The sequence below is a fragment of the Cryobacterium sp. SO1 genome (assembly GCF_004210215.2).
Classification (GTDB): Bacteria; Actinomycetota; Actinomycetes; order Actinomycetales; family Microbacteriaceae; genus Cryobacterium.
The window spans coordinates 1,413,967-1,436,707 of the sequence record NZ_CP067394.1 but is presented as its reverse complement, the minus strand read 5'-3'; the positions used below and the strand labels follow the sequence as shown (position 1 = coordinate 1,436,707).

At 64.9% G+C, this 22,741-nt stretch carries 26 protein-coding genes; 13 read left to right on the top strand and 13 right to left on the bottom strand.

The annotated features are described in order from the left end of the window. Positions 1-2 precede the first annotated feature (2 nt). A complete protein-coding gene (locus tag BJQ95_RS06770) occupies positions 3-731 on the top strand; it encodes a MerR family transcriptional regulator (protein ID WP_130178506.1) in 729 nt (242 codons plus the stop codon). Positions 732-988: 257 nt separating this feature from the next. Here the strand turns inward: BJQ95_RS06770 and BJQ95_RS06765 are convergent, their stop codons facing one another. Then, positions 989-1,399: a RidA family protein gene (locus BJQ95_RS06765; protein ID WP_130178507.1), complete on the bottom strand. Its 411-nt coding sequence runs from the start codon at positions 1,397-1,399 to the stop codon at positions 989-991. An 80-nt stretch (positions 1,400-1,479) separates the two neighbouring features. Here BJQ95_RS06765 and BJQ95_RS06760 point away from each other — a divergent pair, with 80 nt between their 5' ends. From BJQ95_RS06760 to BJQ95_RS06750, 3 genes are all read left to right on the top strand, one after another. Beyond that, positions 1,480-1,854: a helix-turn-helix domain-containing protein gene (locus BJQ95_RS06760; RefSeq protein ID WP_130178508.1), complete on the top strand. Its 375-nt coding sequence runs from the start codon at positions 1,480-1,482 to the stop codon at positions 1,852-1,854. A gap of 68 nt (positions 1,855-1,922) precedes the next feature. Beyond that, positions 1,923-2,531 (top strand): DUF3887 domain-containing protein, encoded by a 609-nt coding sequence (locus tag BJQ95_RS06755; RefSeq protein ID WP_130178509.1) that lies wholly within the window; start codon positions 1,923-1,925, stop codon positions 2,529-2,531. Between the two features lie 53 nt (positions 2,532-2,584). Further along, positions 2,585-3,583, top strand: a complete 999-nt coding sequence (locus tag BJQ95_RS06750) for a CPBP family intramembrane glutamic endopeptidase (protein ID WP_130178510.1) — start codon at positions 2,585-2,587, stop codon at positions 3,581-3,583. A gap of 12 nt (positions 3,584-3,595) precedes the next feature. Here BJQ95_RS06750 and BJQ95_RS06745 read toward each other — a convergent pair whose 3' ends face one another. Continuing rightward, on the bottom strand, positions 3,596-4,483 hold the full coding sequence (locus BJQ95_RS06745) for a helix-turn-helix domain-containing protein (protein ID WP_130178511.1): 888 nt from the start codon (positions 4,481-4,483) through the stop codon (positions 3,596-3,598). Positions 4,484-4,584: 101 nt separating this feature from the next. On the opposite strand from BJQ95_RS06745, the gene BJQ95_RS06740 reads away from it, so the two are divergent. Continuing rightward, complete coding sequence (locus BJQ95_RS06740; protein ID WP_165384984.1) at positions 4,585-5,781, top strand: MFS transporter; 1,197 nt, start codon at positions 4,585-4,587, stop codon at positions 5,779-5,781. A 70-nt stretch (positions 5,782-5,851) separates the two neighbouring features. Here BJQ95_RS06740 and BJQ95_RS06735 read toward each other — a convergent pair whose 3' ends face one another. The 5 genes from BJQ95_RS06735 to BJQ95_RS06715 form a co-directional block, all read right to left on the bottom strand. Then, entirely contained in the window at positions 5,852-6,469 is a 618-nt protein-coding gene (locus tag BJQ95_RS06735) for a response regulator transcription factor (RefSeq protein ID WP_130178513.1), read from the bottom strand. After that, a complete protein-coding gene (locus tag BJQ95_RS06730) occupies positions 6,466-7,557 on the bottom strand; it encodes a sensor histidine kinase (RefSeq protein ID WP_130178514.1) in 1,092 nt (363 codons plus the stop codon). Before BJQ95_RS06730 ends, BJQ95_RS06735 begins: the two co-directional genes overlap by 4 nt. A 44-nt stretch (positions 7,558-7,601) precedes the next feature. Next, positions 7,602-7,847 (bottom strand): hypothetical protein, encoded by a 246-nt coding sequence (locus tag BJQ95_RS06725; RefSeq protein WP_130178515.1) that lies wholly within the window; start codon positions 7,845-7,847, stop codon positions 7,602-7,604. A 302-nt stretch (positions 7,848-8,149) separates the two neighbouring features. Next, entirely contained in the window at positions 8,150-8,806 is a 657-nt protein-coding gene (locus BJQ95_RS06720) for a histidine phosphatase family protein (protein ID WP_130178516.1), read from the bottom strand. 200 nt (positions 8,807-9,006) lie between these two features. Next, a complete protein-coding gene (locus tag BJQ95_RS06715; protein WP_240694851.1) occupies positions 9,007-9,438 on the bottom strand; it encodes a YdeI family protein in 432 nt (143 codons plus the stop codon). A 512-nt stretch (positions 9,439-9,950) separates the two neighbouring features. Here BJQ95_RS06715 and BJQ95_RS06710 point away from each other — a divergent pair. Next, complete coding sequence (locus BJQ95_RS06710) at positions 9,951-10,280, top strand: M20/M25/M40 family metallo-hydrolase (RefSeq protein WP_240694852.1); 330 nt, start codon at positions 9,951-9,953, stop codon at positions 10,278-10,280. Between the two features lie 15 nt (positions 10,281-10,295). Continuing rightward, positions 10,296-11,075: a peptidase dimerization domain-containing protein gene (locus BJQ95_RS06705; protein ID WP_240694853.1), complete on the top strand. Its 780-nt coding sequence runs from the start codon at positions 10,296-10,298 to the stop codon at positions 11,073-11,075. On the opposite strand, the gene BJQ95_RS06700 is transcribed toward BJQ95_RS06705, so the two are convergent. Both BJQ95_RS06700 and BJQ95_RS06695 read right to left on the bottom strand, forming a co-directional pair. Then, positions 10,963-11,784: an inositol monophosphatase family protein gene (locus BJQ95_RS06700; RefSeq protein ID WP_130178518.1), complete on the bottom strand. Its 822-nt coding sequence runs from the start codon at positions 11,782-11,784 to the stop codon at positions 10,963-10,965. The two genes, BJQ95_RS06705 and BJQ95_RS06700, sit on opposite strands and share 113 nt — an antisense overlap. Before the next feature lie 116 nt (positions 11,785-11,900). Continuing rightward, positions 11,901-13,055, bottom strand: a complete 1,155-nt coding sequence (locus BJQ95_RS06695) for an SGNH/GDSL hydrolase family protein (protein ID WP_130178519.1) — start codon at positions 13,053-13,055, stop codon at positions 11,901-11,903. 101 nt (positions 13,056-13,156) lie between these two features. Between BJQ95_RS06695 and BJQ95_RS06690 the strand changes: the two genes are divergently transcribed. The 3 genes from BJQ95_RS06690 to BJQ95_RS06685 all read left to right on the top strand — a co-directional run bounded on the left by BJQ95_RS06690 (position 13,157) and on the right by BJQ95_RS06685 (position 15,287). Continuing rightward, positions 13,157-13,726, top strand: coding sequence for a TetR/AcrR family transcriptional regulator (locus BJQ95_RS06690; RefSeq protein ID WP_130178520.1), 570 nt, complete (start codon positions 13,157-13,159; stop codon positions 13,724-13,726). A 128-nt stretch (positions 13,727-13,854) separates the two neighbouring features. Next, the gene (locus tag BJQ95_RS19520) at positions 13,855-14,172 is read left to right on the top strand and encodes an MFS transporter (protein WP_370688378.1); all 318 of its coding nucleotides are present in this window, start codon (positions 13,855-13,857) and stop codon (positions 14,170-14,172) included. After that, on the top strand, positions 14,169-15,287 hold the full coding sequence (locus tag BJQ95_RS06685; protein WP_370688377.1) for an MFS transporter: 1,119 nt from the start codon (positions 14,169-14,171) through the stop codon (positions 15,285-15,287). The genes BJQ95_RS19520 and BJQ95_RS06685 overlap by 4 nt, the downstream gene beginning before the upstream one ends. 63 nt (positions 15,288-15,350) lie before the next feature. Here the strand turns inward: BJQ95_RS06685 and BJQ95_RS06680 are convergent, their stop codons facing one another. After that, positions 15,351-16,307: a LysR family transcriptional regulator gene (locus BJQ95_RS06680; protein WP_130178522.1), complete on the bottom strand. Its 957-nt coding sequence runs from the start codon at positions 16,305-16,307 to the stop codon at positions 15,351-15,353. A gap of 77 nt (positions 16,308-16,384) precedes the next feature. On the opposite strand from BJQ95_RS06680, the gene BJQ95_RS06675 reads away from it, so the two are divergent. Then, positions 16,385-18,118, top strand: coding sequence for an L-aspartate oxidase (locus BJQ95_RS06675; RefSeq protein ID WP_130178523.1), 1,734 nt, complete (start codon positions 16,385-16,387; stop codon positions 18,116-18,118). A gap of 34 nt (positions 18,119-18,152) precedes the next feature. Here BJQ95_RS06675 and BJQ95_RS06670 read toward each other — a convergent pair whose 3' ends face one another. The 3 genes from BJQ95_RS06670 to BJQ95_RS06660 form a co-directional block, all read right to left on the bottom strand. Continuing rightward, complete coding sequence (locus BJQ95_RS06670) at positions 18,153-18,767, bottom strand: CueP family metal-binding protein (protein WP_130178524.1); 615 nt, start codon at positions 18,765-18,767, stop codon at positions 18,153-18,155. 151 nt (positions 18,768-18,918) lie between these two features. Continuing rightward, positions 18,919-19,944, bottom strand: coding sequence for a DMT family transporter (locus tag BJQ95_RS06665; RefSeq protein WP_130178525.1), 1,026 nt, complete (start codon positions 19,942-19,944; stop codon positions 18,919-18,921). Positions 19,945-19,970: 26 nt separating this feature from the next. Then, positions 19,971-20,324 (bottom strand): metalloregulator ArsR/SmtB family transcription factor, encoded by a 354-nt coding sequence (locus tag BJQ95_RS06660; RefSeq protein ID WP_130178595.1) that lies wholly within the window; start codon positions 20,322-20,324, stop codon positions 19,971-19,973. A 102-nt stretch (positions 20,325-20,426) separates the two neighbouring features. Here BJQ95_RS06660 and BJQ95_RS06655 point away from each other — a divergent pair, with 102 nt between their 5' ends. Then, positions 20,427-20,768 carry a helix-turn-helix transcriptional regulator gene (locus tag BJQ95_RS06655; protein ID WP_130178526.1) on the top strand — a complete coding sequence of 114 codons (342 nt, stop codon included), beginning with the start codon at positions 20,427-20,429 and terminating at the stop codon, positions 20,766-20,768. After that, positions 20,725-22,656 (top strand): cation-translocating P-type ATPase, encoded by a 1,932-nt coding sequence (locus BJQ95_RS06650; protein ID WP_130178527.1) that lies wholly within the window; start codon positions 20,725-20,727, stop codon positions 22,654-22,656. The genes BJQ95_RS06655 and BJQ95_RS06650 overlap by 44 nt, the downstream gene beginning before the upstream one ends. Positions 22,657-22,741: the final 85 nt, after the last annotated feature.

Sequence of the window (22,741 nt, the reverse complement as noted above, 5' to 3'; positions counted from 1 at the left end):
TCGTGACGTGGAGCACGAGTGAACTCGCGGATCTCGCGGGAACGACGGTCAATGCGATTCGGCACTATCACTCGCTCGGGCTGCTCGAAGCCCCCGAGCGCAAATACAACGGATATAAGCAGTACCGAGTGCATCATCTCGTGCGGTTGATTCAGGTGCGGCGGATTGCCGAGCTAGGAGTTCCGCTGGCGCAAGTGCGCGCAGACGAGGATGGCGTCGTGGTGCTGGGCGGGCTGCGGCAGCTCGATCGATGCGTGCAGGAGGAGATCGAGCGTCTGCATCGTGCACGATCGGACATGGCGGCGATTCTGCGCGATCACGCACCCGCCCACACACCAAGGGGCTTCGAAGCCCTAGCGTCGCGACTGTCGGTGGCAGACCAGGCGCTCATCCACATCTTCACGAGGCTTTCCGCAGGCGAATCCATGTCCCGGCTGAGGCAGATGGTACTCACGGAGCCTGACGCGGTCAGGCTGGAATTCGACGGTCTGCACGGCGATGCAGACGAAGCCACACGAGAGCGCGTGGCGCACAGAATCGTCACCTCGAGGGGGAATTGGCGATCCCCCGACCGCCCGTGGTCAGTTGATACCGGCCGATGGTGGAGCGACCGCGATGCCCGGCAAACGATCTCCGAGGCACTGCTCGAACTGTACAACTCCGCCCAGCAGGATGTTCTCAGCCGAGCTCGCCAGTACGTCGAAAAGCAAAACGTCAGCCTGTCCGCGTGACCGCCGGTCGATTCGGCAGGCGTGGACGTTAGGAGGCGCGCGGGCGCGCCACTCCCGGGCTGGTGAAGCCGGAAGCGGCGCCCGCTGCCATCAGTGCCTGCCGTGGGCGCAGTTCTTGCCGTGGGCGGCTCAGAGGTGGTTCGTCCCCTGCAGCCCTACGGCGCGTTGTCGACGCGGCACTCCTGCACTGGCCACCGTCCTGAACTCGGTGCCTGATCCCGCGCGGACGAGCGCCCTCCACGCGGGACCGGCGGACGTCAGTCGAGGATGGCGTAGGCCTCAAGCTCCACGACGACGTCGGGCTCGAAGAGGAAGTCGACACCGATGGCCGACAGAGGCGGAAGCGGACTCGGCAAACCCAGCTCCTCTCTGACCGACTCGATCCCGGCCATCCATTCGCCGAACATATCCGGCGTCGAGTTGGTCAGGAAGAAGCGCAGGCGCACCACGTCGGCAAACGTCGCTCCGGCTCCGGCGAGGCCACGTGCGGTGTTGCGGAGGACCTGGGCGACCTGGCCGGCAAGATCGCCCGTGGCGATGAGGTTGGCATCGCCGTCGCGGGAGATCTGGCCGGCGACGTGAACGTGGCGGGTGCCTGTCCCGACAGCGACGTGGTGGTAGGGCACGGGCTGGAACATGTTGTCAGGGGAAAGAGTGCGGACAGTCATGATTCTTCCTTTGTTAGAGTCTTCATTGGTGTCTCATTTCTACTAGGTGCACCGAGGGAACTTCAACGAGACTAGGTGCTATGAACGACACCGCGCACACTGGCGCCGACCTGCTGCAGGTCTCCGCACCGCACCGCGAACTCCTGGACCAGGTGCTCGACAAATGGTCCCTCCAAGTGCTCGACCAGCTCTGCGGCCGACCGCTGCGCTTCAACGAGCTCCGGCGGGCGATCCCCGCTATCGGGCAGAAGTCCCTCACGACCACACTGCGTCGCCTCGAGCGCAATGGCATGATCGAACGGCTCGTGCTCCCGGTTCGCCCAGTAGCCGTGGAATACCGAATCGCCCCGGTCGGCGACACCCTCAACCAGCTCGTCGACGCGCTTCTTCAGTGGACCACGCAGAACATGACCGAGGTCGAGCTCTCGCGCAAACGGTTCGACGCTCAGAACTAACCGGGCATTGGCCGCGTCGAGCGACCCAAGTGTTGCGAGAACGGGCGTTGTAAAGCTACGCTTGACATATGCAAAACAATTTGACAACTGCGATGCAAGACCTCAAACGGCACGCAGACGCATTCCTCGCGGCCCGCGTTCTGACGGACAGCGACGATTTTGCCGGCGCGATCGGGTACTCGCTCAGGCTCCAGTCGGCTGCCGAGGAGGTCGTTCGCTCCGTCGTCCAGCAGTCGCGTGAGCGCGGCGCTACCTGGCAGACCATCGGCGACGCTCTCGGCGTGAGCCGGCAAGCAGCATTCCAGCGCTACGGCAAACCCATTGACCCACGAACAGGAGCACTCATGAACACCACGCCCCTCAACGACGCCGCAGAATTGGCCCGTTCGGTCGTCCACGACCTTGCGGCCGGTCGATGGGAGCTCGTCACCGAACGGTTCGACCCGGCCATGCGTGACGGTCTATCGGAGGATGCCCTGGCGGCGGCGTGGTCGCAGATCGTGGGCTTGTCCGGGGGGTTCGAAGTCCAGGGAGAACCGGTTGTGTCGCGAGCCAGCGATGTGACGGTGACCAACACGCCGCTCTCCCTGGAGGCAGGCGATTACACGGCGCGAATCTCGTTCCGTGACGACCGGACGATCGCCGGTCTGCACATCCTCCCGGACCAGACGTCGTGAGCGGCCATGCCTCCGCAGAAGCTTCCCCGGTTGACACCCCAGCAGGTTCTCGATTGAGCGGCCGCGACATCCGCTCAATTGTCATCTTCGTCTCGATCGCCTGCGTGCTGGCGTGGAATATCGCGCTCCCGCTCTGGTTCGGCGACGGAATCGATAGCCCGACGGGCATGATCGCGATCATCGCAGTCGCGACCATGGCATCTCCCGCGGTGGCGGCGCTGATCATGGTGTTCTTCGTCGACCGGGATCGGCAGAAAGCCAGATTGCTCGGGCTCTGGCCGTTGAAGCCCGCACGCCGACTGGTCAAATACTCCCTCGTGGGAATCTTCGTGCCGATCGCGCTTGTTCTCGTCTCGCTTCCCGTCGGTGCACTGCTGGGGGTATATCCGGCCGACTTCGTGAATTTCTCGGGATTCGAGCAGGACCTCGCCGAACGGGCACAAGCTGCGGGGACGGGCGAGTTGACGATTGATCTCGGCGTGCTCGTCGCCATCCAGCTGCTCATGCTCCCCGTGGCGGCGTTCCTCAACCTGGTTCCGGCACTCGGAGAGGAACTGGGCTGGCGAGGCTGGCTTCTCCCGAAGCTCATGCCGCTCGGAACGGTACCGGCGATCGTGATCTCGGGCGTCATCTGGGGACTCTGGCACGCACCGATGGTCCTCCTCGGCTACAACTATCCCGACGCGCCAGGCTGGCTCGGCCTCACCATGATGGTCGGAATGTGCATCCTCGTCGGCGCGGTCTTCGGCTGGCTGCGCCTTCGCTCTGACTCGGTGTGGCCCGCAGCCCTCGCACACGCTGCGTTCAACGGGGCTGCCGGCACCATCCTGATCTTCTCCATGGCGGGCGAGCACATCGACACCACGCAGGCAACCCCCTTGGGATGGAGCGGGTGGATCGTCCCGCTCGCACTCGTGATCGTCCTCGTCGCCACCGGTCAGTTCCGCCGCCCCGCGACCGTGCAGACCGAGACCGCGCAGACCGCGGCCGAAGCGAAGCCGCCGGCGCTCGACCCGGCGGTGTCCACCCACGCCGCCCGCCGGTCGAGCTGAGGCGCCTCCCGTCTAGGAGACGTTGTGCGCCTTTGGTACTTCGTGCGCGCCGAGCCCGGCCTCGGGGACGCGCCACAGCGCTGCAATGACCCGGTCGGGTTCTTCCGGGTCGTAGATTTCGAGACGATGTTCGGGGTAGCTGGCTTGCGCCCAGAGGTCGTAGGTTGCGGCGAAGTCCCCCGCCACCGGGTGGTGGAATTGTTTGCTGCCGGAGATGCATTCGCCGACGCGACCCTCCGACCACAGAGTCGCGAACGCGGGATCCTTCATGACGAGTTCTCCGACGAGCGCGATGAGCGCCGTGTCGTCGGGATGCTTGCCGCTGACCATTCGGTGGTACGCGACGACTTGCCCGGCCTCTTTCATCCAGTTCGGATAGAGAGCTCGAGTTTGGGCGTCGAGGAAGAGCATGCGTGCCAGCGACGGGCGTTCACTCGCTATTCCCGGGGCGGAGAACGGGAGGTACGGGGCGATGAGCGCGTGCCCGAGCCGGTTCCAGGCGAGTACGTCGTCGCGGCGACCAAGGAGCACGGCTGGACGGTCCGTGACGAAGCCGAGCATCTTGAGCGCGGTGGGGCTTGCGACCTCGATGGGAGGGGCAGCAGGGCCGCGTAACGGCATTCGCACCTTTGAAACGTCCAGCAGGTGTTCGGTCTCGGTGACGGTCAGTTGCAATGCGATCGCGATCGCGAGCAGAACCTCATCGGAGGCGTGACGGCTGTGCCCCTGTTCCAGGCGTGTGTAGTAGCCGATGCTGACGCCGGCGAGCTGCGCGACCTCCTCGCGCCGAAGCCCTCGCACTCGCCGCCGGGCGCCATAGCCGGCCAGCTGCGTGCGGTCGGGCAGTAGGTCAGCGCGCTTGGCGCGCAGATACTCGGCGAGGGGACCTTGACTACTCATGGGTTAACGCTACGTCCATCGTTCCGGGCTATCCATTCCCTGTGATGAGTATGATTCAGCGGTATCTGGTCGCCGGCTGCCAGCCGCTCGACGATGGAGGCATGAGATCCTCTCCGCTTCCCCTTTACGCCCTCGCGCTGACGTCATTCGCTCTCGGAACTGCCGAGTTCGCACCGAACGGCCAACTGCTGTCAGTCGCTGACGGATTCGCTGTACCCGTTGCCGACGCGGGGTTGATCACCACTGGATTCGCGTTGGGCGGGGTTATCGGCGGGCCGCTGATCGCCGCCGCGACGCTTCGGGTTCCACACAAGCTACTCACCATCATTCTCGTGGCGGTGTTCCTCGTCGCGAATATCGGTACCGCGCTCTCGCCAACGCTCCTCCTCGCCATCCTGACCCGCGCGCTCGCTGGTGCCATGCTCGGCGCATTCATGGGAGTGGCGATCACTATCGCCAGCGACCTTGTCACAACCGCTAGACGCGGCCGCGCCATCGCGCTGGTCTTTTCGGGCCTCACAATCTCCAACGTCCTCGGTGTCGTCATCGGCAACCTCGCCGGCAACGCCTGGGGCTGGAGAAGCGTCTTCTGGTTCGTGACGGTGCTCGCCGTGATATCCCTTGTTGGTCTCATCGCGGTGCTGCCTCGCAGAGCCGAGGCAGTGGTTGCCACCTCCGGCAGCGTCGGCGCCGCCCTTCGCACCGGACGGCTTTGGCTGACGTACGCCGCGATGGCACTCGCATACGGCGGCCTGTTCATCATGTTCACCTATATCGAGCCGATCCTCCAGGAGCGATCCGGCGCCTCATCCGGCGCAGTCGTCTGGCTGCTCCTCGTGTTCGGGGTTGGCCTGGTCGTGGGAACCCACTACGCCGGCGTCTTCGCAGACAAGTCCATCCGCGGCACGACCGTCACCGCGATGGGCGTGTTGGCCGCCGCTCTCATCACCTTCTCCTTTCTCGACACGAATATCTTCGCGGTCATCGTGTTGCTCGGCGTGCTCGGTGCCGCCGGATTCGGGATGGTCCCGCCACTGCAGTCGTTTGCGGTCGAGGTGGCAAACGTCACCTCGCCGTTCATTTCTGCCATCGCCTCAGCATCTTTCATGGCTGGTGTCAGTCTTGGCTCCGCCGTGGGCGGGGAGGTGCTCCGCCGCGGGTACGACTACAACGTCTTGCCACTCGTCGGCGCGGGGCTCACGTTGCTTGGACTGGTTGTGTTCCTCGTGGTGGCCGCGCTTCACAAACGCGCATCGTTCCAGATCCGGGCACTGCCGGAACAGGTTTCGGTCAGCTGACGCGCTACATTCACCTCGATGTCACCAGCGAGGACGAGTGGCCGGTCACGAAATGCATGGGTGCTAGCGGTCATAGCCAGCCGCGATCGCGGGCTGCCCTCGCTGCGTTGTGTCTGGTTGTGGTCGCGGTCTTCTGTGTCGCGTACGAGAGGTAATTTCGAACGGTGCCAGGTGCGAGGTGCAATCGCCTGGCGATGTCCTTGACCGAGTACCCCTCGCGCGTCTCCCGGAGAACTTCGGCCTCGCGTTCAGTCAGAGGCGAGTCGTCGACGACCGAGACCTCGAGGACATCGTGCGCGATCCAGCGCTGACCATCGTTCACCTTGCGGATGACCTCGGCGATCTCCTCCGGGTCAGCGCCCTTGCTCATGAAGCCCAGCACCCCCAGCTTGAGCGCGCGCCGGAGGACACCCTGTCGCGCGTGCCGGGTGAGCATCAGCACACGTTGCTCGGGACTTTTCACCATGATCGACGCGACCGCATCCAGGCCGTCCATCTCAGGCATCTCGAGGTCGATGACAAGCACATCCGGATGGTGCTGAAGCGTCGCGGTCACGGCCTCTTTGCCGTTCTCTGCCTGCGCAACAACGTCGATAGTCCCGTCGAGAGTGAGGAGAGCGGAGAGTAGCGCTCGTAACAGGTGCTCGTCATCGGCCAGAATGATCCTGATCGGATCAACGTCGGTCATCTCCTGCCCCCGGTCCCACTGATAGCGATCTCGGGATCGATCCGGGCGGATACGACGAACCTACCCGGTGATCGTTCGACCCGCAGCGCGCCGCCGGCGCTCTCCACGCGCTCCCGCAGGTGTGCGAGCCCTCTCAGCCGGGAGTCGCCCGTATCGGCTGCGCCGTCGTTGGCCACCTCCACGGACCGCGGCGATGCGGTGATCGTGACAATGGTCGGACGTGCGTGGCGAAGCAGGTTGGTCGTGGCTTCCCTCAGCACCTGTGCCAACAGTGGGTCCGCGGCACCCTCTCCTGTGTCTTCGAATCTCACCTCGACGGCCACTCCCGCAGCCTCAACGAGTCGCTTGGCGTTTTCGAGTTCGGCCACCAAATTCAACTCATAGCGCGCATATGTCAGCGCTCTCGTCTGGGCGATCGTCTCGTCGACGAGACTGCGGATCTCGCTGAATTCCAACTCGGCTCGGTCGGGATCAGTGCGAACCGCACGTCGGCCGAGTGCGGCTCTGAGTTTGATGACGTGCAGTGAATGGCCCTGAATATCGTGGAGGTCACCGGCGAAGCGCATCCGCTCGCGCGCGACCGCAAGCTCTGCCTCTGTTTCTTGCGCGCGTTCGAGCCGCCGCACGACCTGCCAGGCCTGCTCGCTGAGCACAATCACCGCGACGACGAAGAGTGTGCCGACAGCCGGAAGCGCCAGGTACTGGGCGGCTAGCGCCCAACTTGCGGGGTGGAAGGCGAAGGAGCTCGCCCCGATCGTCGCGACCGCGAGCGCGAACACCGCGATCCAGAGCTGGCGTTTTTGTGTTCGCGCGAGCAGGAGCGCGCCGATAAGCGCCATCGGCACAAAACCCATCGGGCTCGAGGCCGTCAGAGCCCCGATGATCCACGACGCAGCGGTGAACATGAACGCAAGGATCGCCAGGCGCGGGTACCCATCTAAGCTCCACTTGCGCAGCAGAGCGAGGGTGACCAGGAACCCTAGAACAACGACGAACCCCTCCGACCAGGAAGTCGCAGTGAGCACGATGCCGATAACGCTCGGGGGCGCGATAGCGACGACAGCCGATACCATCGCTACCCGACGCATTCGCGTGATGCTGGGAGCCTCGCCCTCTGCGTGGTCGTCGATGGTCAGCTCCGATTCCCGGCGTCCTGCCGCTTGATCTCGCGGCCGACGGGGCGTTTCGCGATCAGCGCCGCGATGCCGAGCCCAAGCCCTACGTACTGTAACGCCCCGTTCTGCAGGAATATGTCCACGACGTTCGCCGGAAGTGTCGTGAAGAGGCCAAAGTCGAAGTAATAGAAGCCGACGTAGGCAAGGAAGACGGTTGCGCCTAGGACAATGAGTGCGTTCAGCGCCAGATCGAGGATTTTCATAAACTTAACGCTCGCGGAAGCGGAGTGCCGACGGTAGTGACACCGTGTCACATCATCTGATGATGAAACGCCACTGCACGTGATATTGGCTGTTTCCGCGCAGCGGCGGAGCGCACAATCGCCGCCGGGGCTACGTTCAGGGCCTGAAGCAGATCGGACTTCTGGCGCTCCCCGCGTTGGTGCTGCTCATCGTCGGCGCTGTGTGGGAGGCGTACTCGCTTCGGTACTTCGTGCACCTGCTCATTCAGATGCTCCTGTAGTTGTCCTCTGTCATCTCGCCCGCATTGGGGCTAGGTCGAGTCTTAGGACTCTGAGGGCGCCATGGGCAGCTCGGCTCCGTAGTTCCACGACAAGATGGCCGGCTGCTCACGGTAGAAGCTGAGCACCGAGACCGATCCGGCATCCAGGGTGATTTGAGCGCCGAATCGAGGGGCCATTCTCAGGTACACCGCCGTCAGGATGCGCAGGAAATGGCCGTGCGCGACCAGGGCGACGTCTCCCTCCTCCATCGCAGGCAGCACTCGCGTGAGCACCCGCGATGCGCGGCCGGCGACCTCCTCGACCGTCTCACCAGGCGTCTCCCCACGAATTACGCCGTGGGTGAATGCGCTCCAGTTGTAGCCGAGCTCGCGGCGGATGTCGCGCGTCGTGCGCCCCTCATATCCGCCGTAGTCCCATTCGACAAGAAGCGGGTCAACCTCGGCATCCAGGCCGGCGAGCTCAGCAGTCCGCCGCGCACGCTGCAGCGGTGAGGTCAGCACGAGCGAGAAATCGTAGCAGTCCACCAAACTGCCCGCGCCGCGGGCAAGATCCTCTCCCCGGGCAGTGAGCGGAACATCCGTGAGCCCCGTGTGTTTGCCGCTCTTCGACCACTCCGTCTCCCCGTGGCGCACCAGAATCAGCTTCCCTGACGGGTTATCCGGAGCGGGGCGGTCGGGCAGCGGATCGGTTGTAGACATACGGCAACAGTAGTATCGGGCCCTGGTTTGACGTCAGTTCTTGACCACCGAAAAGGTTCACAATCGTGCCAGCGTCCGAAGTGGCCTGGGGCGGTGGGGCCGTATCCCACCGAGCCGCCCCGTAGCGGTTCCGCGAGAGACCCGCATGCGTTCCCCGCACCGGGGCCGTCGCACTGCGGGACATTCGTGCCCGTCCGACGCTACTTGCCATCGGTCACTCTGGTCCATTGGGCTGCACGTTGGTTGCGGGAGGCGAGCTGTGCGGTCTCGAGGATTCTCGCGGCTCGGGTTTGGGGTCGTTTGGCTTGGACGATCCATTCGAGGATGCCGCGACGGGCAGACGGCGGGAACTGGTCCCAATTCGCCCGGGCTGGAGGGTTTTCCTCGAAAGCTTCGGCAAGGTCCGGTGGAACGATGAGGTCCTCGACCTCATCCAGCAAAGCCCAGGAACCGTTGCTGATCGCGTGCGCGATCGCCGCTTCGCCGGCGGGCAGTATGAGTCCTGCTGCGCGCAGGGCTTCGACCCTGATCTTGTTCGGCCGAGACCACGCACTTGTCGGCTTCCGGGGAGAGAAGTAGAGCATCGTTCGCTCATCGTCGAGTTTCTGGGGTTTGCTGTCTACCCAGCCCACGCAGAGAGCCTCTGATACGGCGTCGTCGTAGCTGACAGAGGGTTTGCCCGTGGCCTTCTTCCAGGACACCAACCACACGGACCGTTCGAGTTCGTGGTTTGCGAGCAACCAACGGCGCCACTGAGCACGAGTTTCCGCATGAACCCGCGGTGCCGTAGTCGGGCTGGCCATGGTTGACCTAACCGTCGGCGAGCTTGGCGGCAAGCGACTGCGGAAGGCTGATTGTCGCGGCGTAGGTGGTCATGTGCAGTGAACCCTTCTTCCTGCTTCCTGTTCGGCGGCCATACTCCATTGTGCGCGAGGTCGGCGCCGGCGAAAAGAGCCAGTTAGCGAGGCTCCGCAGACGCCGCTGGTGCCCAGGCAATACTGACCGCGAGTCCTCAGAGCCGGATACCTAGAGACCAGGTGCCAGATGTCATCGTCAGGTTCGAACCCAACAGCCCTCGAAGACATCTACCGGTTCCTTCATATGAACCCTCAGTTGTCTTTCGGAGCACAACACGGCGGCTCTGGTGGAAGCGGAACTACGAGCACTCGGTTTCGACGTCCTCACCGGCATCGGTACGACCGGCGTCGTCGGTGTCCTCCGCAACGGTGACGGCCCGACGGTGTTACTCCGAGCCGACATGGACGCCCTCCCAGTCGCGGAACAGACCGGGCTCGAATACGCCAGCAACACACTCGGGAATGATCAGGATGGCAACGAGGTCCCGGTCATGCACGCCTGTGGGCATGACATGCACGTCACCTGCCTCATCGGGGCCGCAAGGCACCTCTCACAGGACCGTGGATCATGGAGCGGAACCCTCGAGATCCTCTTCCAACCCGCCGAGGAACTCTGAGCCGGTGCGAGAGCCATGGCAGAGGACTCGCTCTTCGATCGCATTCCGCGCCCCGCAGTCGTGCTGGGACAACATGTGTCCCCTCTGCCGGCAGGGGTCCTTGCCGTCCAGCCGGGTCTCGCCTTCGCTGCCGCCGACGGGATCCGGATCACTCTTCACGGTCGCGGTGGCCACGGGTCACGCCCCGAGACCACGGTCGACCCGATCGTGATGGCGGCCGCCACCGTCCTGCGCCTCCAGACGATCGTCTCCCGTGAGATCGCGGCCACCGAATCACTGGTCTTGACCATCGGCTCGCTTCACGCCGGGACGAAGAACAACATTATTCCCGACACCGCCGAACTGCTCATCAGCATGAGATCGTTCGACACCGATGTCCGTGACAGGGCAATCACCGCTATCCGTCGGATAGCCGTAGGAAAGTCCAATGCGGCGGGCGCTTCGCATGAGGCCACCGTCGATGTCTACGAAAGCTTCCCAGCTGGCGAAAGCCACAGCATCCTCGTGGGCAACCTGCACAAACGGATGATCGAGGACACGATCTATCAGCGAACCGGGCCCGCGGGCGATTCTGCCTGTTCTGAGCTCGCTAGGTGCAATGCTTCAACGACCGCAGAATCGCCGTGCGAACAAGGGCTTTCAGCTCCGCTGTTCCGTGATCATCACGGACAGATTGCTGGGGTCAGACCAGCTCCAGCGCCTCGCGGAGTTGCCGTTCGACACTCTCACCGCCGGCAACGAGCAGACCGCTTGCTTCGTTCGAGGATAGATAAGGCGTGCCGTCGAGTCGCGTAGCGGTCCCGCCCGTCTCGGTGACCAGGAGAGTGCCCGCCGCGTGATCCCATGGACGAGTTCGGCCAAACAGTGCGAAATCCCGAACACCGTGGGCGATCAGTGGGTACTCGATGGCCGCGCAGCGAGTGATCGGTGTGACGTTGCCCAGTCGTGACGCGTGGGCGTGAACTTGCGCCGTTGTGCGCCGGTCAAGAAAACGAGTATGAATGGAGCCGGCCAAGTTCTCGACGGGCAGAACTTCGCGGGCCGGTGGAAGGAGGTCGCTACCGTTGAGCGTTGCGCCCATTCCTCGCTTGGCGAGAAACATCCTGTCGTGCTGGGGTTGGAAGATCGCCCCCAGCAGGGTGACCCGGTCGCGCACGAGAGCGATCATCATTCCGTAGTCGGCGGAGCCGGCGATAATGTTGTCGGTACCGTCAAGCGCGTCGACCAGCCACACGTCTTCGCTTGAATCCAACGCAGAAAGCATCCCTGGGTCCGTTCCAGCGGCTTCTTCACCGATGATGATCGAACGCGGGCGTATGCGGGCCAGTCCGAGCGCCAGTGCGTTCTCGGCCTCGTGATCGGCGACGGTCGCCATCTCGCCATCTGCCTTGGCCGAGACGTCATCAGGCCGAAGCGATTGAAAACGCGGCAGCACATGGCGCGCGGCAACTTCTCGGAGGAGTTCCTCAACCAAATCGAGGTTGTCAGCATTGCGAGTAAACATGTGCCCGAAGGTTACCTCTTACCGAAGACCAAGAATCTCGGACGAGTGACGCCACCACGAGCCGTGGCGCCCAACATGCTCAGCCATGTCGGTGTCCGGGCCGGCGATCCGTGTCGCTAGTGCTCCGCGAACACGCCCGCGGTGCCGAAGACGCGTTCACCGAAGCGCTCGCCGATCCTGCGGTGCCCGGCCGGATTCGGGTGAAGCCCGTCCGGCAGAGGCATTTCGACACTGTCTTGTTCCCCGAACAGCTCACGGCCATCCAAGTAATGCAGATTCGGATCGTCGACGGCGCGCTCAGCCACGACCTGCGCCAGGAGGATGCGGATCATGTTCAGCGTCAACCGCGTAGGGTCAGCCGGATCCCCTGTGGCATGAAAACTCAGCTGTCCACCGCTGAAGTCCGGAGCGATGGGTCCGGGTGTGTCCTCCTGAATTGGGCAGGAGATCGGAGAGACCACTAAGAATGGGGTGTCCGGATGCCCGTCGCGGATCGTGTCGAGGAATCCGTGCACGGCCGGCACGAAGGCACGTACTCGCATGATGTCTGTGTTCGTCAGGTTGATTCCTAACTTGACGCTGATCACATCGGCGGCTGTGTCTCGCATGGTGCGAGCGACAAACGGGTCGAGTAACGCGTTGCCGCTGAATCCCAGGTTGACCAGGTCTGTATCGGCCATTGTCGAGGCGATCGCCGGCCAGGTCGCGCTGGGGCTCTCGGCGGTGGAACCGTGGCTGATCGAGCTCCCGTGGTGCAGCCAGACACGCCGGGGGCGGCCCAACCCGCTGCGAATAGGGGCGTCGCTGCGCAGTTCGAGTAGTTCCGTCGTTTCCGTCTGCGGCAACCAGATCTGCACTTCCTTGTCGGATGCCGGCAATCCCAGGAACGACGACGTCGACGATGGTCCGGTCTGGGTTTCAGTTTCCTGCGTCATCATGTCAACGACGTGAAGAATGCCCGCGCGCACGGCGGCCTGCGCGACGAGCAGTCCGTCCACGTACAGGTCGAGCTTGCCATCCGCCGGGACTGGGCCGCCTCTGAACGCTGTTTGGGTCGACATCAGGTCCAGTTCGATTGCCGTGGCGCGCGTTCGAAAGATCAGGCGAACACCCGACGGCTGGCTTTCCACGCGCGCAAGGTACTCATCAGCGAACTGACGGCGCGCCCAGGAGGGAAGCCGATGGGGCAGCACACCGCCAGGGGTGCGCTCGAGTTCCACAGCACCGTGCACAAGGTCCTCATCTATCTCGGTTGTAATCCACTCGGTCATGACTGCCTTTCCTGACGGTTTTTGCAATCGGTGTGAAAACCAGTTGCCTAGGACTCCTAGGTAACTCTAGTATGGCCCTAGGAAAAGAGAAAGGTTTCATCATGGCTCGTGCAGGACTCACGCCGACCCGCATCATCGACGCCGCTGCCGACCTGGCTGACAAGGACGGCTTCGAGAGCGTGTCGATGTCCGCTGTCGCGCGGCTCTTCGAGGTCAAAGACGCCAGCCTGTACGCGCACGTCCGCAGTCTGCACGAACTGCGGTCCGGTGTGGCGGTGCTTTCCTTGGCCGAACTTGCCGATCAGGTCGGCGCGGCCCTTGCCGGGCGAGCCGGACGCGACGCACTCATCGCCTTCGCCAACGCGTACCGCGCGTACGCGACGACTCATCCCGGGCGGTACGCCGCGACACAAATGACCTTGGAGCCCGATGTTGCCGAACAAAGCGCCGCCGCGCGCCATGCGGCCATGACCAGGGCGATCCTGCGCGGCTACGCACTGAACGAACCCGACGAGACGGATGCGGTGCGGCTCCTTCACGCAACCTTTCACGGCTTCGTACTCCTTGAACGCGGCGGCGGCTTCAGCCGTGGCACACGATCCTCCAGCGCATCGTGGGACCGCGTCCTCGATGCGTTGCACACCACGCTGAGTTCCTGGCCGTCCAGCTGACCCCCACCTAGTCACCACTTTCCATCGCCCGCCACGATCGTCACGACCGTCACGACCGTTTGGCACGGCGACCTCTTCGGCGCGCTCGCGCGCACTCATTTACGCACTCTTTCAGAAGGACTCAGACTATGACAGACCGAACGTTACTGACGCGCACCGCCAATCCCAATCTCGTGGTGGCCGCCCTTGCGCTGGCGGGAGTGAGCGCTGCGTTCATGCAGACGATCCTGATCCCCCTCCAGCCCCGGCTGCCTCAGCTCCTCAACGCCTCGAGCGAAGGCACCGCGTGGGTCATCACCGCCACCCTCGTCGCTGCCGCGATCAGCAGTCCCATCGCGGGTCGACTCGGAGACATGTATGGCAAACGACGCATCGCAATGGCGTTGCTCGTGCTCCAGCTCCTCGGAGCGATCCTCGCGGCGCTATCCGACACCCTCCCCCGATGATCATCGCCCGAGTACTCCAGGGAATGGCTGCCGGCGTCATCCCGCTCGGAATCGCCATCCTTCGCGACGTCTTGCCCCCGCGTCGCCTCGGCTCGGCCATCGCACTCGTTTCCGCGACGCTCGGGGTCGGCGGAGCGCTCGGCCTCCCGATCAGCGCGCTGGTCGCCGACAACCTCGACTGGCATGCCCTGTCCTGGATCGCCGCGGCCCTCACCGCGGTGTGCCTGGTGCTGTATGCGGTCCTCGTGCCCACCAACACGTCCCGCACAGCCGGCAGGCTCGACATCATCGGAATAGCCGGTCTTACGATCGGACTGGTCGGATCCCTCATCGCCGTGTCGCGCGGCGGGGAATGGGGCTGGGGTGACCCGCGAACCCTCACCCTGCTCATCGGCGGCATCGTTGTGCTCTGTGCGTGGGGCGTCTTCGAGCTCCGCACCGCCGACCCACTGGTCGACCTCCGGGTGACCGCACGCGGACCGGTATTGCTTACCAACCTCGCGTCCATTGCCATGGGATTCGCCTTGTTCGCCTCCAACATCGTCTTCCCCCAGCTGCTCGCACTGCCGATCACTACGGGAATCGGGCTCGGACTGTCGCTGCTCGTTGCCGCACTCGTGCTCGCTCCGTCGGGCCTTGCCATGATGGCGATGGCCCCCATCGCCGGGCGCATTCAGCGAGTCCATGGCCCGAAGCCGTTGCTGATCGCCGGAGCCGTGGTCATCGCGATCAGCTACGGGGGCGCCTTACTCTTCCACGCGACTCTGTGGCAGATCCTGATCGTCAACACTCTCGTTGGCGTGGGGATCGGTCTCGGATACGCGGCAATGCCGGCCCTGATCATGCAGGCCGTTCCCGCGAGTGAGACCGGAGCCGCCAACGGGCTCAACGCGCTCATGCGATCGCTGGGCACGAGCGTCGCAGCCGCAGTAGTCGGAGCCGTGCTGGCACAGTCCGCAATGACCGGCGGCAGCGACACCGGCCCGACGGAGTCAGGGTTCATGCTCGCCCTGACCCTCGGACTGACAGCGGCGGTCGTCTGCATCATCATCGCCGCCTTCATTCCACGGCCCAAAATCGCCGCAGATGGCCTGGGTACGAAAACCACACGCTAGGTCAGCGCAGTCGCGCAGATGCGCACCGCCCTTCGGTGTGTGCAGGCGTCCGCGCCGGCGCGATCAGGCTTCTTGGCCGTCTCGTGACACGAACGGTTCAGCGAGACGCATGGTCGACCCGACCCGGCCTGCGAAAGCGGTGGCGGTGGCGGTGATCGTGCGCTGCATCACCTCGACCGCGGCGGTGGGCGCGACATCGGCCGGTCGGGCGAGAGTGATCGATCGGGTGAGTGCCGGCGCCTCGAGTCGTACAGATCGCAGCCCCGGTCGGTCGATGAGCACCATCGCAGGAACTATCGCAACACCGAGCCCGCGTTCAACGAACCGCAACACGGCATCCATCTCCGCCCCCGCGAGCACCACATTGGGCGTGAGATCCTGTGCCCGGAAGGCGGCATCGGTTGTGCTGCGAAGTTCGTAGGTCGCGCTGAACATGATCTGTGGCAGGTCAGCGATCGCCTCGAGTGTGATCGCTTTGAGGGTCGTGACGGGCGGTGCGCCGGCTGAGGAGATCAGCACGAGCTCCTCGACGAGCAACGGGGGGACCGAGAACCGGTCAATGGCGGTGGCTTCCGACGTGTTGATGAGCGCCAGATCGAGTTCGCCACGGGCGAGTTCGTCCAGCAGCCGGCGCGATCCCTGTTCTGAGAGCTGAAGCTCGATCGCGGGATGGGCGGAATGGAACGCGCTGAGCACTTCAGCAACGAGGCTGATGCAGAGGGACGGTGTCGCGCCGAGGCGCACCCTCCCGCGCTGGAGGCCGGCGAGTTCGGCCAGTTCCCGTCGCACGGACTCCGCGTCGGCGAGCATCCGCCGGGCCAGGGGCAGCAACGATTCGCCCGCGGTGGTGAGCGTGGTGCCGCCATGGGCGCGGTGGAGCAGCTCGGCGCCGAGATCCTGCTCGAGCGCTGCGATCTGCCGGCTCAACGAGGGCTGCGCGAGGTGCAGGTGTTCGGCGGCGCGGGTGAAGTTCCCCAGCCGGGCCACCGTGCTGAAGCTACGCAACTGCTCAAGGTTCATGTTGATAGCGTAACCGCATAAGAATCACTAGAAATATGCATTGGAGTAATTGAACGGCGTTGCCTAGCGTTGAACGCATGAGCGCTTCAGAACGTCAGATCTCCACCACCGTCCTCGTCATCGGCACCGGCGGGTCCGGCCTGCGAGCCGCGATCGAGCTCGCCGAAGCCGGGGTCGACGTGCTGGCTTTGGGCAAGCGTCCCAAGTCCGACGCGCACACCTCGCTCGCCGCCGGCGGCATCAACGCGGCCCTCGGCACCATGGACACCGAAGACAGCTGGCAGCAGCACGCCGCCGATACGCTCAAGGAGTCGTACCTCCTGGCCAACCCGCACACTGTTCAGATTGTCACTGAGGGCGCGGCCCGGGGCATCGACGATCTCGAGCGCTACGGCATGCCGTTTGCCCGCGAAGCGGATGGTCGGATTTCCCAGCGTTTCTTCGGTGCCCACACGTATCGCCGCACGGCGTTCGCCGGGGACTACACCGGTCTGGAGATCCAGCGCACGCTCATCAACCGGGCCGCGCAGCTGAAGGTGCCGATCCTCGACACGGTCTACGTCACCCGCATCCTGGTCAACGATGACGGCGCGGTGTTCGGCGCCTACGGCTTCGACGTGGAGGACGGCACCCGGTATCTCATCCACGCCGATGCCGTCATCCTCGCCGCCGGCGGGCACAACCGAATCTGGCGGCGCACCTCGTCCCGCCGCGACGAGAATACCGGTGACTCGTTCCGGCTCGCCGTGGAGGCCGGCGGCCGGTTACGCGACCCCGAGCTTGTGCAGTTCCACCCCTCAGGAATCATCGAACCCGAGAACGCGGCCGGCACCCTCATCTCCGAGGCGGCGCGCGGCGAGGGCGGCATCCTGCGCAACGGGCTTGGTGAACGCTTCATGCACAAGTACGACCCCGAGCGGTTGGAGCTCTCCACCCGCGACCGGGTGGCGCTGGCCTGTTACACCGAAATCCAGGAAGGCCGCGGCACCCCCAACGGCGGAGTGTGGCTGGATGTCTCCCACCTGCCTCGCGAGACCATCATGACCCGCCTCCCCCGCGTGTACCAGACGATGCTCGAGCTGCAAATGCTCGATATCACCCGGGAGCCGATTGAGATCGCTCCCACGGCGCACTACTCGATGGGTGGCGTGTGGGTTCGGCCCGAGGATCACGGCACCGACGTTCCCGGGCTGTATGCCATCGGCGAAGCCTCGTCGGGCCTGCATGGCGCGAACCGGCTCGGCGGCAACTCGCTCATCGAGCTACTCGTGTTCGGGCGCATCGTGGGTCAGGCAGCGGCCGCGTATTCCTCGGCGCTGACCGCGCACACCCGTTCGGCTGCGGCGGTGCACACCGCGCGCGACGAGATCGCCGGGCTGCTCAAGGCGGACGGCACCGAGAATGTGCGCACCCTGCAACGCGCGATCCGCAACACCATGACCGAGCACGCCGGGGTGGTCCGCGACGAGGCCGGCCTCTTCGCCGGACTCACAGAACTCGACGCGATCGAGGCCCGTATCGGCGACATCGGCGTGCACCCCGACATCGCCGGCTTCCAGGACCTCGCGCACGCCTTCGACCTGAAATCGGCCGCTCTCGCGGCGCGGGCCACTCTCGAGGCGGCACTCGAGCGGCGCGAGACTCGCGGCTGTCACAACCGCTCCGACTACCCGGAGCTCGACCCGGAGCTGCAGGTGAACCTGGTCTGGTCGCCCGCGGCTGGCGTGGTCCGCGAATCGATCCCGCCGATCCCTCCGGAGCTTGCGGCTCTCATGCGGGAGGTTTCGGTGGTCGGCAAGCTGGTCGAGTAGTTCGAACCATGCCGCTCGCTTTCGGCGAATCCGCTTAGCTGAGTTGCGCCGTCGTCACACAGGTCGGGTCCTCCGCCCGAGTGCCCAGCGGCAACTCGACGGTGCGCTCACCATCGTCGATGAGCACGGTGATGTCCAGCCCCGCGGGCAGTGTCACGTCGAAGAACCCGTTCTCGAAGGTGGTGATGTCGCTGTCGAAGAGCACCTTCTCACTCGCGTCATCGGTGACTGTCACGTGGAAATCCTCCCCACCGAGCTCGCCGAGGCAGGTGGTGAGCGAATGGTAGAAGCACTCGTGCGTGTCGGTCAGGTACGGTGCGATGGACAGGTGGAACTCGTCCTCGGGCAGCGCCAGGCTGACTTCGTCGTCCCCGCTGACGAGCAGTAGCTCGTCGACACGCACCGAGGCCATCAGGCCGTCCGGGCGCTCAGAGAGGGGCTGTGCCTGCAGCTGATCGATGAGATCGGTCGCGGAGGCCGGAGCCTGGATGTCATAGTTCGCGAGCATGGCGGCCGCCTCAGCGCCGAGGCCGGCGGATGCGCCGGTGTCGGTCGGGGCGTCGTCCGTCCCGCCGGCGGCGGTGCAGGCGGTGAGGGACAGGAGCACAGTCAGCGCGGCGAGGCTTGCCGCAGTCTTCGAGGGGAGCATTCCTCCAGCCTGGGCGCATCCGTTCGGCCGCCGTAGTGACTAAAGACCTGGCACCGCAGACTCCCAGGTTCGGCCACGCCGTGTCCCCGCCGCGACCTCGTCGGCCATGCCGGCAGAAGCGTCAGCGCGGCAGCGGATGCAGGCTACGGCCTCAATGCGTGTGTCGGTGGTGACTGTCCGGGTAATGCTCGTGCCTGTGGGTCGTGACCTCGTGGGTGTGTTCGTGTTTGTGCCATCCGTTCGATACGACCGCGTGACCCGGTTCGTGGTCATGTTGGTGGTGCTCGTCGTGGGTATGCCAGTGCTCATGCGTCAGCTCCGGATGGGTGTGTTCGTGCTCGTGCCTCTCGGTGAGGTGCAGCCAGACACCCACTCCCATGAGGAGGCCCGCGACCACTATCGGCCAGCTGATCTGGTCACCAAAAACGAGGGCGAGTATTGCGCCGAAAAACGGGGCGATCGAGAAGTATGCGCCGGCACGGGCGGTGCCGACGTGACGCATCGCGATGATGAAGAGCGTGAGGCTGATCCCGTAGGCGACGAGACCGACGACCATCGCGGCCACGACGTTGAACGCACCGGGCAGCTGCGCGCCGAGGGCAAACGCGAGGATCAGGTTCACCGGGCCGGCGACCCCGCCCTTGACCGCCGCGAGCCAGGTTGCGTCGTTGAGCGCGATCTTGCGAGTGAGATTGTTGTCCAAACCCCAGCAGAGGCACGCGCCAAGGATCGCCATCGACGGCCATGGGCTGCCGAAATTCGCTCCTGACGGGATGCTCAAGACGACGGCTCCCCCAACGATTGCGAGCATGCCCAGCGCAATGCGGCGATCGAAGTTTTCCTTGAAGACGAACCAGGCCAACGCCGCGGTGAATACTCCTTCGGCGTTCAAGAGCAACGATGCGCCGGACGCCGGCATGTTGGACAGACCCAACATCAGCAGCACGGGCCCGGCGACTCCTCCGAAGAGCACCGCGCCGACCAAGGGCGGAACCTCGTGAGGAACAATGCGCACTCGGGGCGCGCGACGGATCACCCGATACAGACCCAGGCCGAGGCCGGAGCCGCAGTAGAGCAGGCCGGCAAGGAGCCACGGGCTCACGTCCTCATCAAGGAGCAGCTTCGCGAACGGTGTGCCAGCTCCAAAAAGGACAGCGGAGACGAGGGCCGCCTGCACCCCCCGGTGTTGAAAAGCACGGAGTATCACACGCCACCTCGGTGATGCGCCGGCACATTCGACACAGCATGCTCGGCTTGGAAGATCGCGTCAGCCACCAACCGACTCGCGTGTTCATTGGCCAGGCGGTAGAAGATGCGGGTACCGTCCTGTCGAGTCGCCACGATACGGGCGAGCCGCAGTTTGGCCAAGTGCTGCGAGACCGTAGCGGGTGACTTGCTCACGATCTCGGCCAGGTGATTCACGGACCGTTCACCGTCGCGCAGCGCGAGCACGATCCGCAACCGGGTCGCGTCCGCCAACATCGAGAAGACCTCCACCGCCAGCTCGACATACGGGCTCGCCGGATCCCGACCACACAATGACTTATCTGCATCCATACGCAGATTCTTGCACATGCCGTCTCGATGCCGGCTGCGACCGGAACTCCGTCAACGCGTGATTCACCCCAATCACGTCAGCCGATGCTGTAATGTCAGTGCATGCTGACTATTGCTTCTCGACTTGATGTGATGAATCGCCTCGGCCGGGCGATGGCCGATCCCACTCGGTCGCGCATTCTGCTGGCGTTGATTGAGCAACCGGGGTACCCGGGCGCGTTGGCGAGGTCGTTGGAACTGACGCGGTCCAACGTGTCGAATCATCTGACCTGCCTGCGCGGATGCGGGATCGTGGCCGCGATCCCGGAGGGACGCAGCACCCGGTACGAGATCGCGGATCCGCACCTCTCGAAGGCGCTGCTGGCGATGCTCGATGTCGTTCTCGCTGTCGACTGCGCGGATGAGAACTGCGACGTGCCACTGTGCTGTGCGGTGCCGGCATGAGCGCCGAGTGCTGCGACGACAACACCTCGACCACCTGCCTTGGTGGTGCGACCTGAACGTCCTGATCCCGCTCGCTGCCGGTGTGCTCCTGTTGATCGGCTACGAGCTGGAATGGGCCGGGTTCGACGTGGCCGGCACGATCGTGCTGGGCGCGAGCCTGGTCGCAGGCGCATCCACGTTCGTTCCTGGGGCCGTCCGGCGTCTGTTGCGCCGGAAGCTGGGCGTTGGTCTGTTAATGACGATCGCCGCGGTGGGTGCAGTGCTGCTCGGTCACGTCGGCGAAGCGGCGGCGTTGGCCTTTCTGTTCTCGATAGCGGAAGCACTCGAAGACCGGGCGATGGACAAGGCTCGGGGCGGGTTGCGAGCGCTCCTCGGGCTCATGCCCGACACAGCGGTCGTGTCTCGTCTCGGCGGCGAGGTCACGATCCCGGCTCACGAGCTGCGTGTGTTGGACCACCTTGTCGTGCGCCCTGGCGACCGGATCGCGACCGACGGCATCGTCATTTCGGGGAGAAGCAGCCTGGACACCTCGGCGATCACGGGCGAGTCGATCCCGGTCGAGGTGGGCCCGGCCGACGCTGTCGCGGCCGGGTCGATCAACGGCAACGGGCCGCTGCAGGTCGAAGCGACCGCGGACGGTACCGACAACTCCCTCACCACGATCGTGAAGCTGGTGGAGCAGGCTCATGCCCACAAGGGTGACCGGGCCCGCCTCGCGGACCGGATCGCGAAACCGCTCGTGCCTGCCGTGCTGATCGCGGCCGCACTCATCGCTCTCTTCGGCATCCTGGTCGGCGATACCGACACCTGGACAGAACGTGCGTTGGTCGTGTTGGTCGCGGCGTCCCCCTGCGCGTTGGCCATCGCGGTGCCGGTGACCGTGATCTCGGCCATCGGCGCCGCGAGCCGGTTCGGGCTGATCATCAAATCCGGTGAGGCGTTCGAGCGTCTCGGGTCCGTCCAGCTGGTCGCCTTCGACAAGACCGGCACGTTGACCCGCAACCGGCCGACCGTTGCCGAGGTGGCCGTCGCGGGGCCCGGCGACCGGGACGAGGTCCTGCGTGTGGCGGCGGCGCTGGAGGTGCACAGCACCCATCCGCTGGCGTCGGCGATCCTCGCCGCCGGTGCTTCCGCCGAGCCAGCCACCGACGTCACTGAACATCCAGGCGACGGCGTCACCGGTGTGCTCGACGGGTTGCCGATCCGGATTGGCAACCCGCGTTGGGTACCCGCCGGCACCCTGGCCGATCAGCTGAGCAGCATGGAAGAGCGCGGGATGACGGTTGTCGTCGCTGAGCGCTCCGGCACGGTCCTCGGCCTCATCGGGATCCGGGACGAACTCAAACCCGAAGCCGCCGAGACGATCGCCGAACTCAAACGACTCCACATAGGCTCGGCCATGCTCACCGGCGACAACATCCGCACCGCGCACGCTCTCGCCCGCCAGGTGGGGATCACCGAGATCCGCGCCGAGCAGAAACCCGCCGACAAGGCCGTGAGCGTCAGTGAATTCCAGAAACACCGGCACACCGCCATGATCGGCGACGGCATCAACGACGCCCCGGCACTGGCAACCGCTGATGTCGGTATCGCGATGGGCGCGACCGGCTCCGCCGCGGCCATCGAATCGGCCGACGTCGCCTTCACCGGCACCGACCTGCGTCTCATTCCCGCCGCGCTCCTACACGCCCGACGCGGCCGCCGGATCATGACCGTGAACATCGCGCTCGCGCTCGGCGTGATCGTCGTCCTGTTCCCCCTCGCCCTCACGGGAGTGCTCGGTCTGGCCGGCGTTGTCCTCGTGCACGAGCTGGCGGAAGTCGTCATCATCGCCAACGGCATCCGCGCTGCCCGCCACAACACAACCCGGCAGGCCGTCGCCAGATAACGACCACGCTGTAGGACCCGCTCTACTTCTCCGCAACACTAGAGGAAACCAGCTCCACAGCGTCGGCACTTCAAGCCAACGCTCA

Coding starts and splice junctions, on each gene's coding strand:
- BJQ95_RS06765 (WP_130178507.1), bottom strand. CDS start 1,399: ATGACTGTCCGCACTCTTTCCCCTGACAACATGTTCCAGCCCGTGCCC.
- BJQ95_RS06760 (WP_130178508.1), top strand. CDS start 1,480: ATGAACGACACCGCGCACACTGGCGCCGACCTGCTGCAGGTCTCCGCA.
- BJQ95_RS06755 (WP_130178509.1), top strand. CDS start 1,923: ATGCAAAACAATTTGACAACTGCGATGCAAGACCTCAAACGGCACGCA.
- BJQ95_RS06745 (WP_130178511.1), bottom strand. CDS start 4,483: ATGAGTAGTCAAGGTCCCCTCGCCGAGTATCTGCGCGCCAAGCGCGCT.
- BJQ95_RS06740 (WP_165384984.1), top strand. CDS start 4,585: ATGAGATCCTCTCCGCTTCCCCTTTACGCCCTCGCGCTGACGTCATTC.
- BJQ95_RS06735 (WP_130178513.1), bottom strand. CDS start 6,469: ATGACCGACGTTGATCCGATCAGGATCATTCTGGCCGATGACGAGCAC.
- BJQ95_RS06730 (WP_130178514.1), bottom strand. CDS start 7,557: ATGCGTCGGGTAGCGATGGTATCGGCTGTCGTCGCTATCGCGCCCCCG.
- BJQ95_RS06725 (WP_130178515.1), bottom strand. CDS start 7,847: ATGAAAATCCTCGATCTGGCGCTGAACGCACTCATTGTCCTAGGCGCA.
- BJQ95_RS06720 (WP_130178516.1), bottom strand. CDS start 8,806: ATGTCTACAACCGATCCGCTGCCCGACCGCCCCGCTCCGGATAACCCG.
- BJQ95_RS06705 (WP_240694853.1), top strand. CDS start 10,296: ATGGCAGAGGACTCGCTCTTCGATCGCATTCCGCGCCCCGCAGTCGTG.
- BJQ95_RS06700 (WP_130178518.1), bottom strand. CDS start 11,784: ATGTTTACTCGCAATGCTGACAACCTCGATTTGGTTGAGGAACTCCTC.
- BJQ95_RS06695 (WP_130178519.1), bottom strand. CDS start 13,055: ATGACCGAGTGGATTACAACCGAGATAGATGAGGACCTTGTGCACGGT.
- BJQ95_RS06690 (WP_130178520.1), top strand. CDS start 13,157: ATGGCTCGTGCAGGACTCACGCCGACCCGCATCATCGACGCCGCTGCC.
- BJQ95_RS19520 (WP_370688378.1), top strand. CDS start 13,855: ATGACAGACCGAACGTTACTGACGCGCACCGCCAATCCCAATCTCGTG.
- BJQ95_RS06685 (WP_370688377.1), top strand. CDS start 14,169: ATGATCATCGCCCGAGTACTCCAGGGAATGGCTGCCGGCGTCATCCCG.
- BJQ95_RS06680 (WP_130178522.1), bottom strand. CDS start 16,307: ATGAACCTTGAGCAGTTGCGTAGCTTCAGCACGGTGGCCCGGCTGGGG.
- BJQ95_RS06675 (WP_130178523.1), top strand. CDS start 16,385: ATGAGCGCTTCAGAACGTCAGATCTCCACCACCGTCCTCGTCATCGGC.
- BJQ95_RS06670 (WP_130178524.1), bottom strand. CDS start 18,767: ATGCTCCCCTCGAAGACTGCGGCAAGCCTCGCCGCGCTGACTGTGCTC.
- BJQ95_RS06660 (WP_130178595.1), bottom strand. CDS start 20,324: ATGGATGCAGATAAGTCATTGTGTGGTCGGGATCCGGCGAGCCCGTAT.
- BJQ95_RS06655 (WP_130178526.1), top strand. CDS start 20,427: ATGCTGACTATTGCTTCTCGACTTGATGTGATGAATCGCCTCGGCCGG.
- BJQ95_RS06650 (WP_130178527.1), top strand. CDS start 20,725: ATGAGAACTGCGACGTGCCACTGTGCTGTGCGGTGCCGGCATGAGCGC.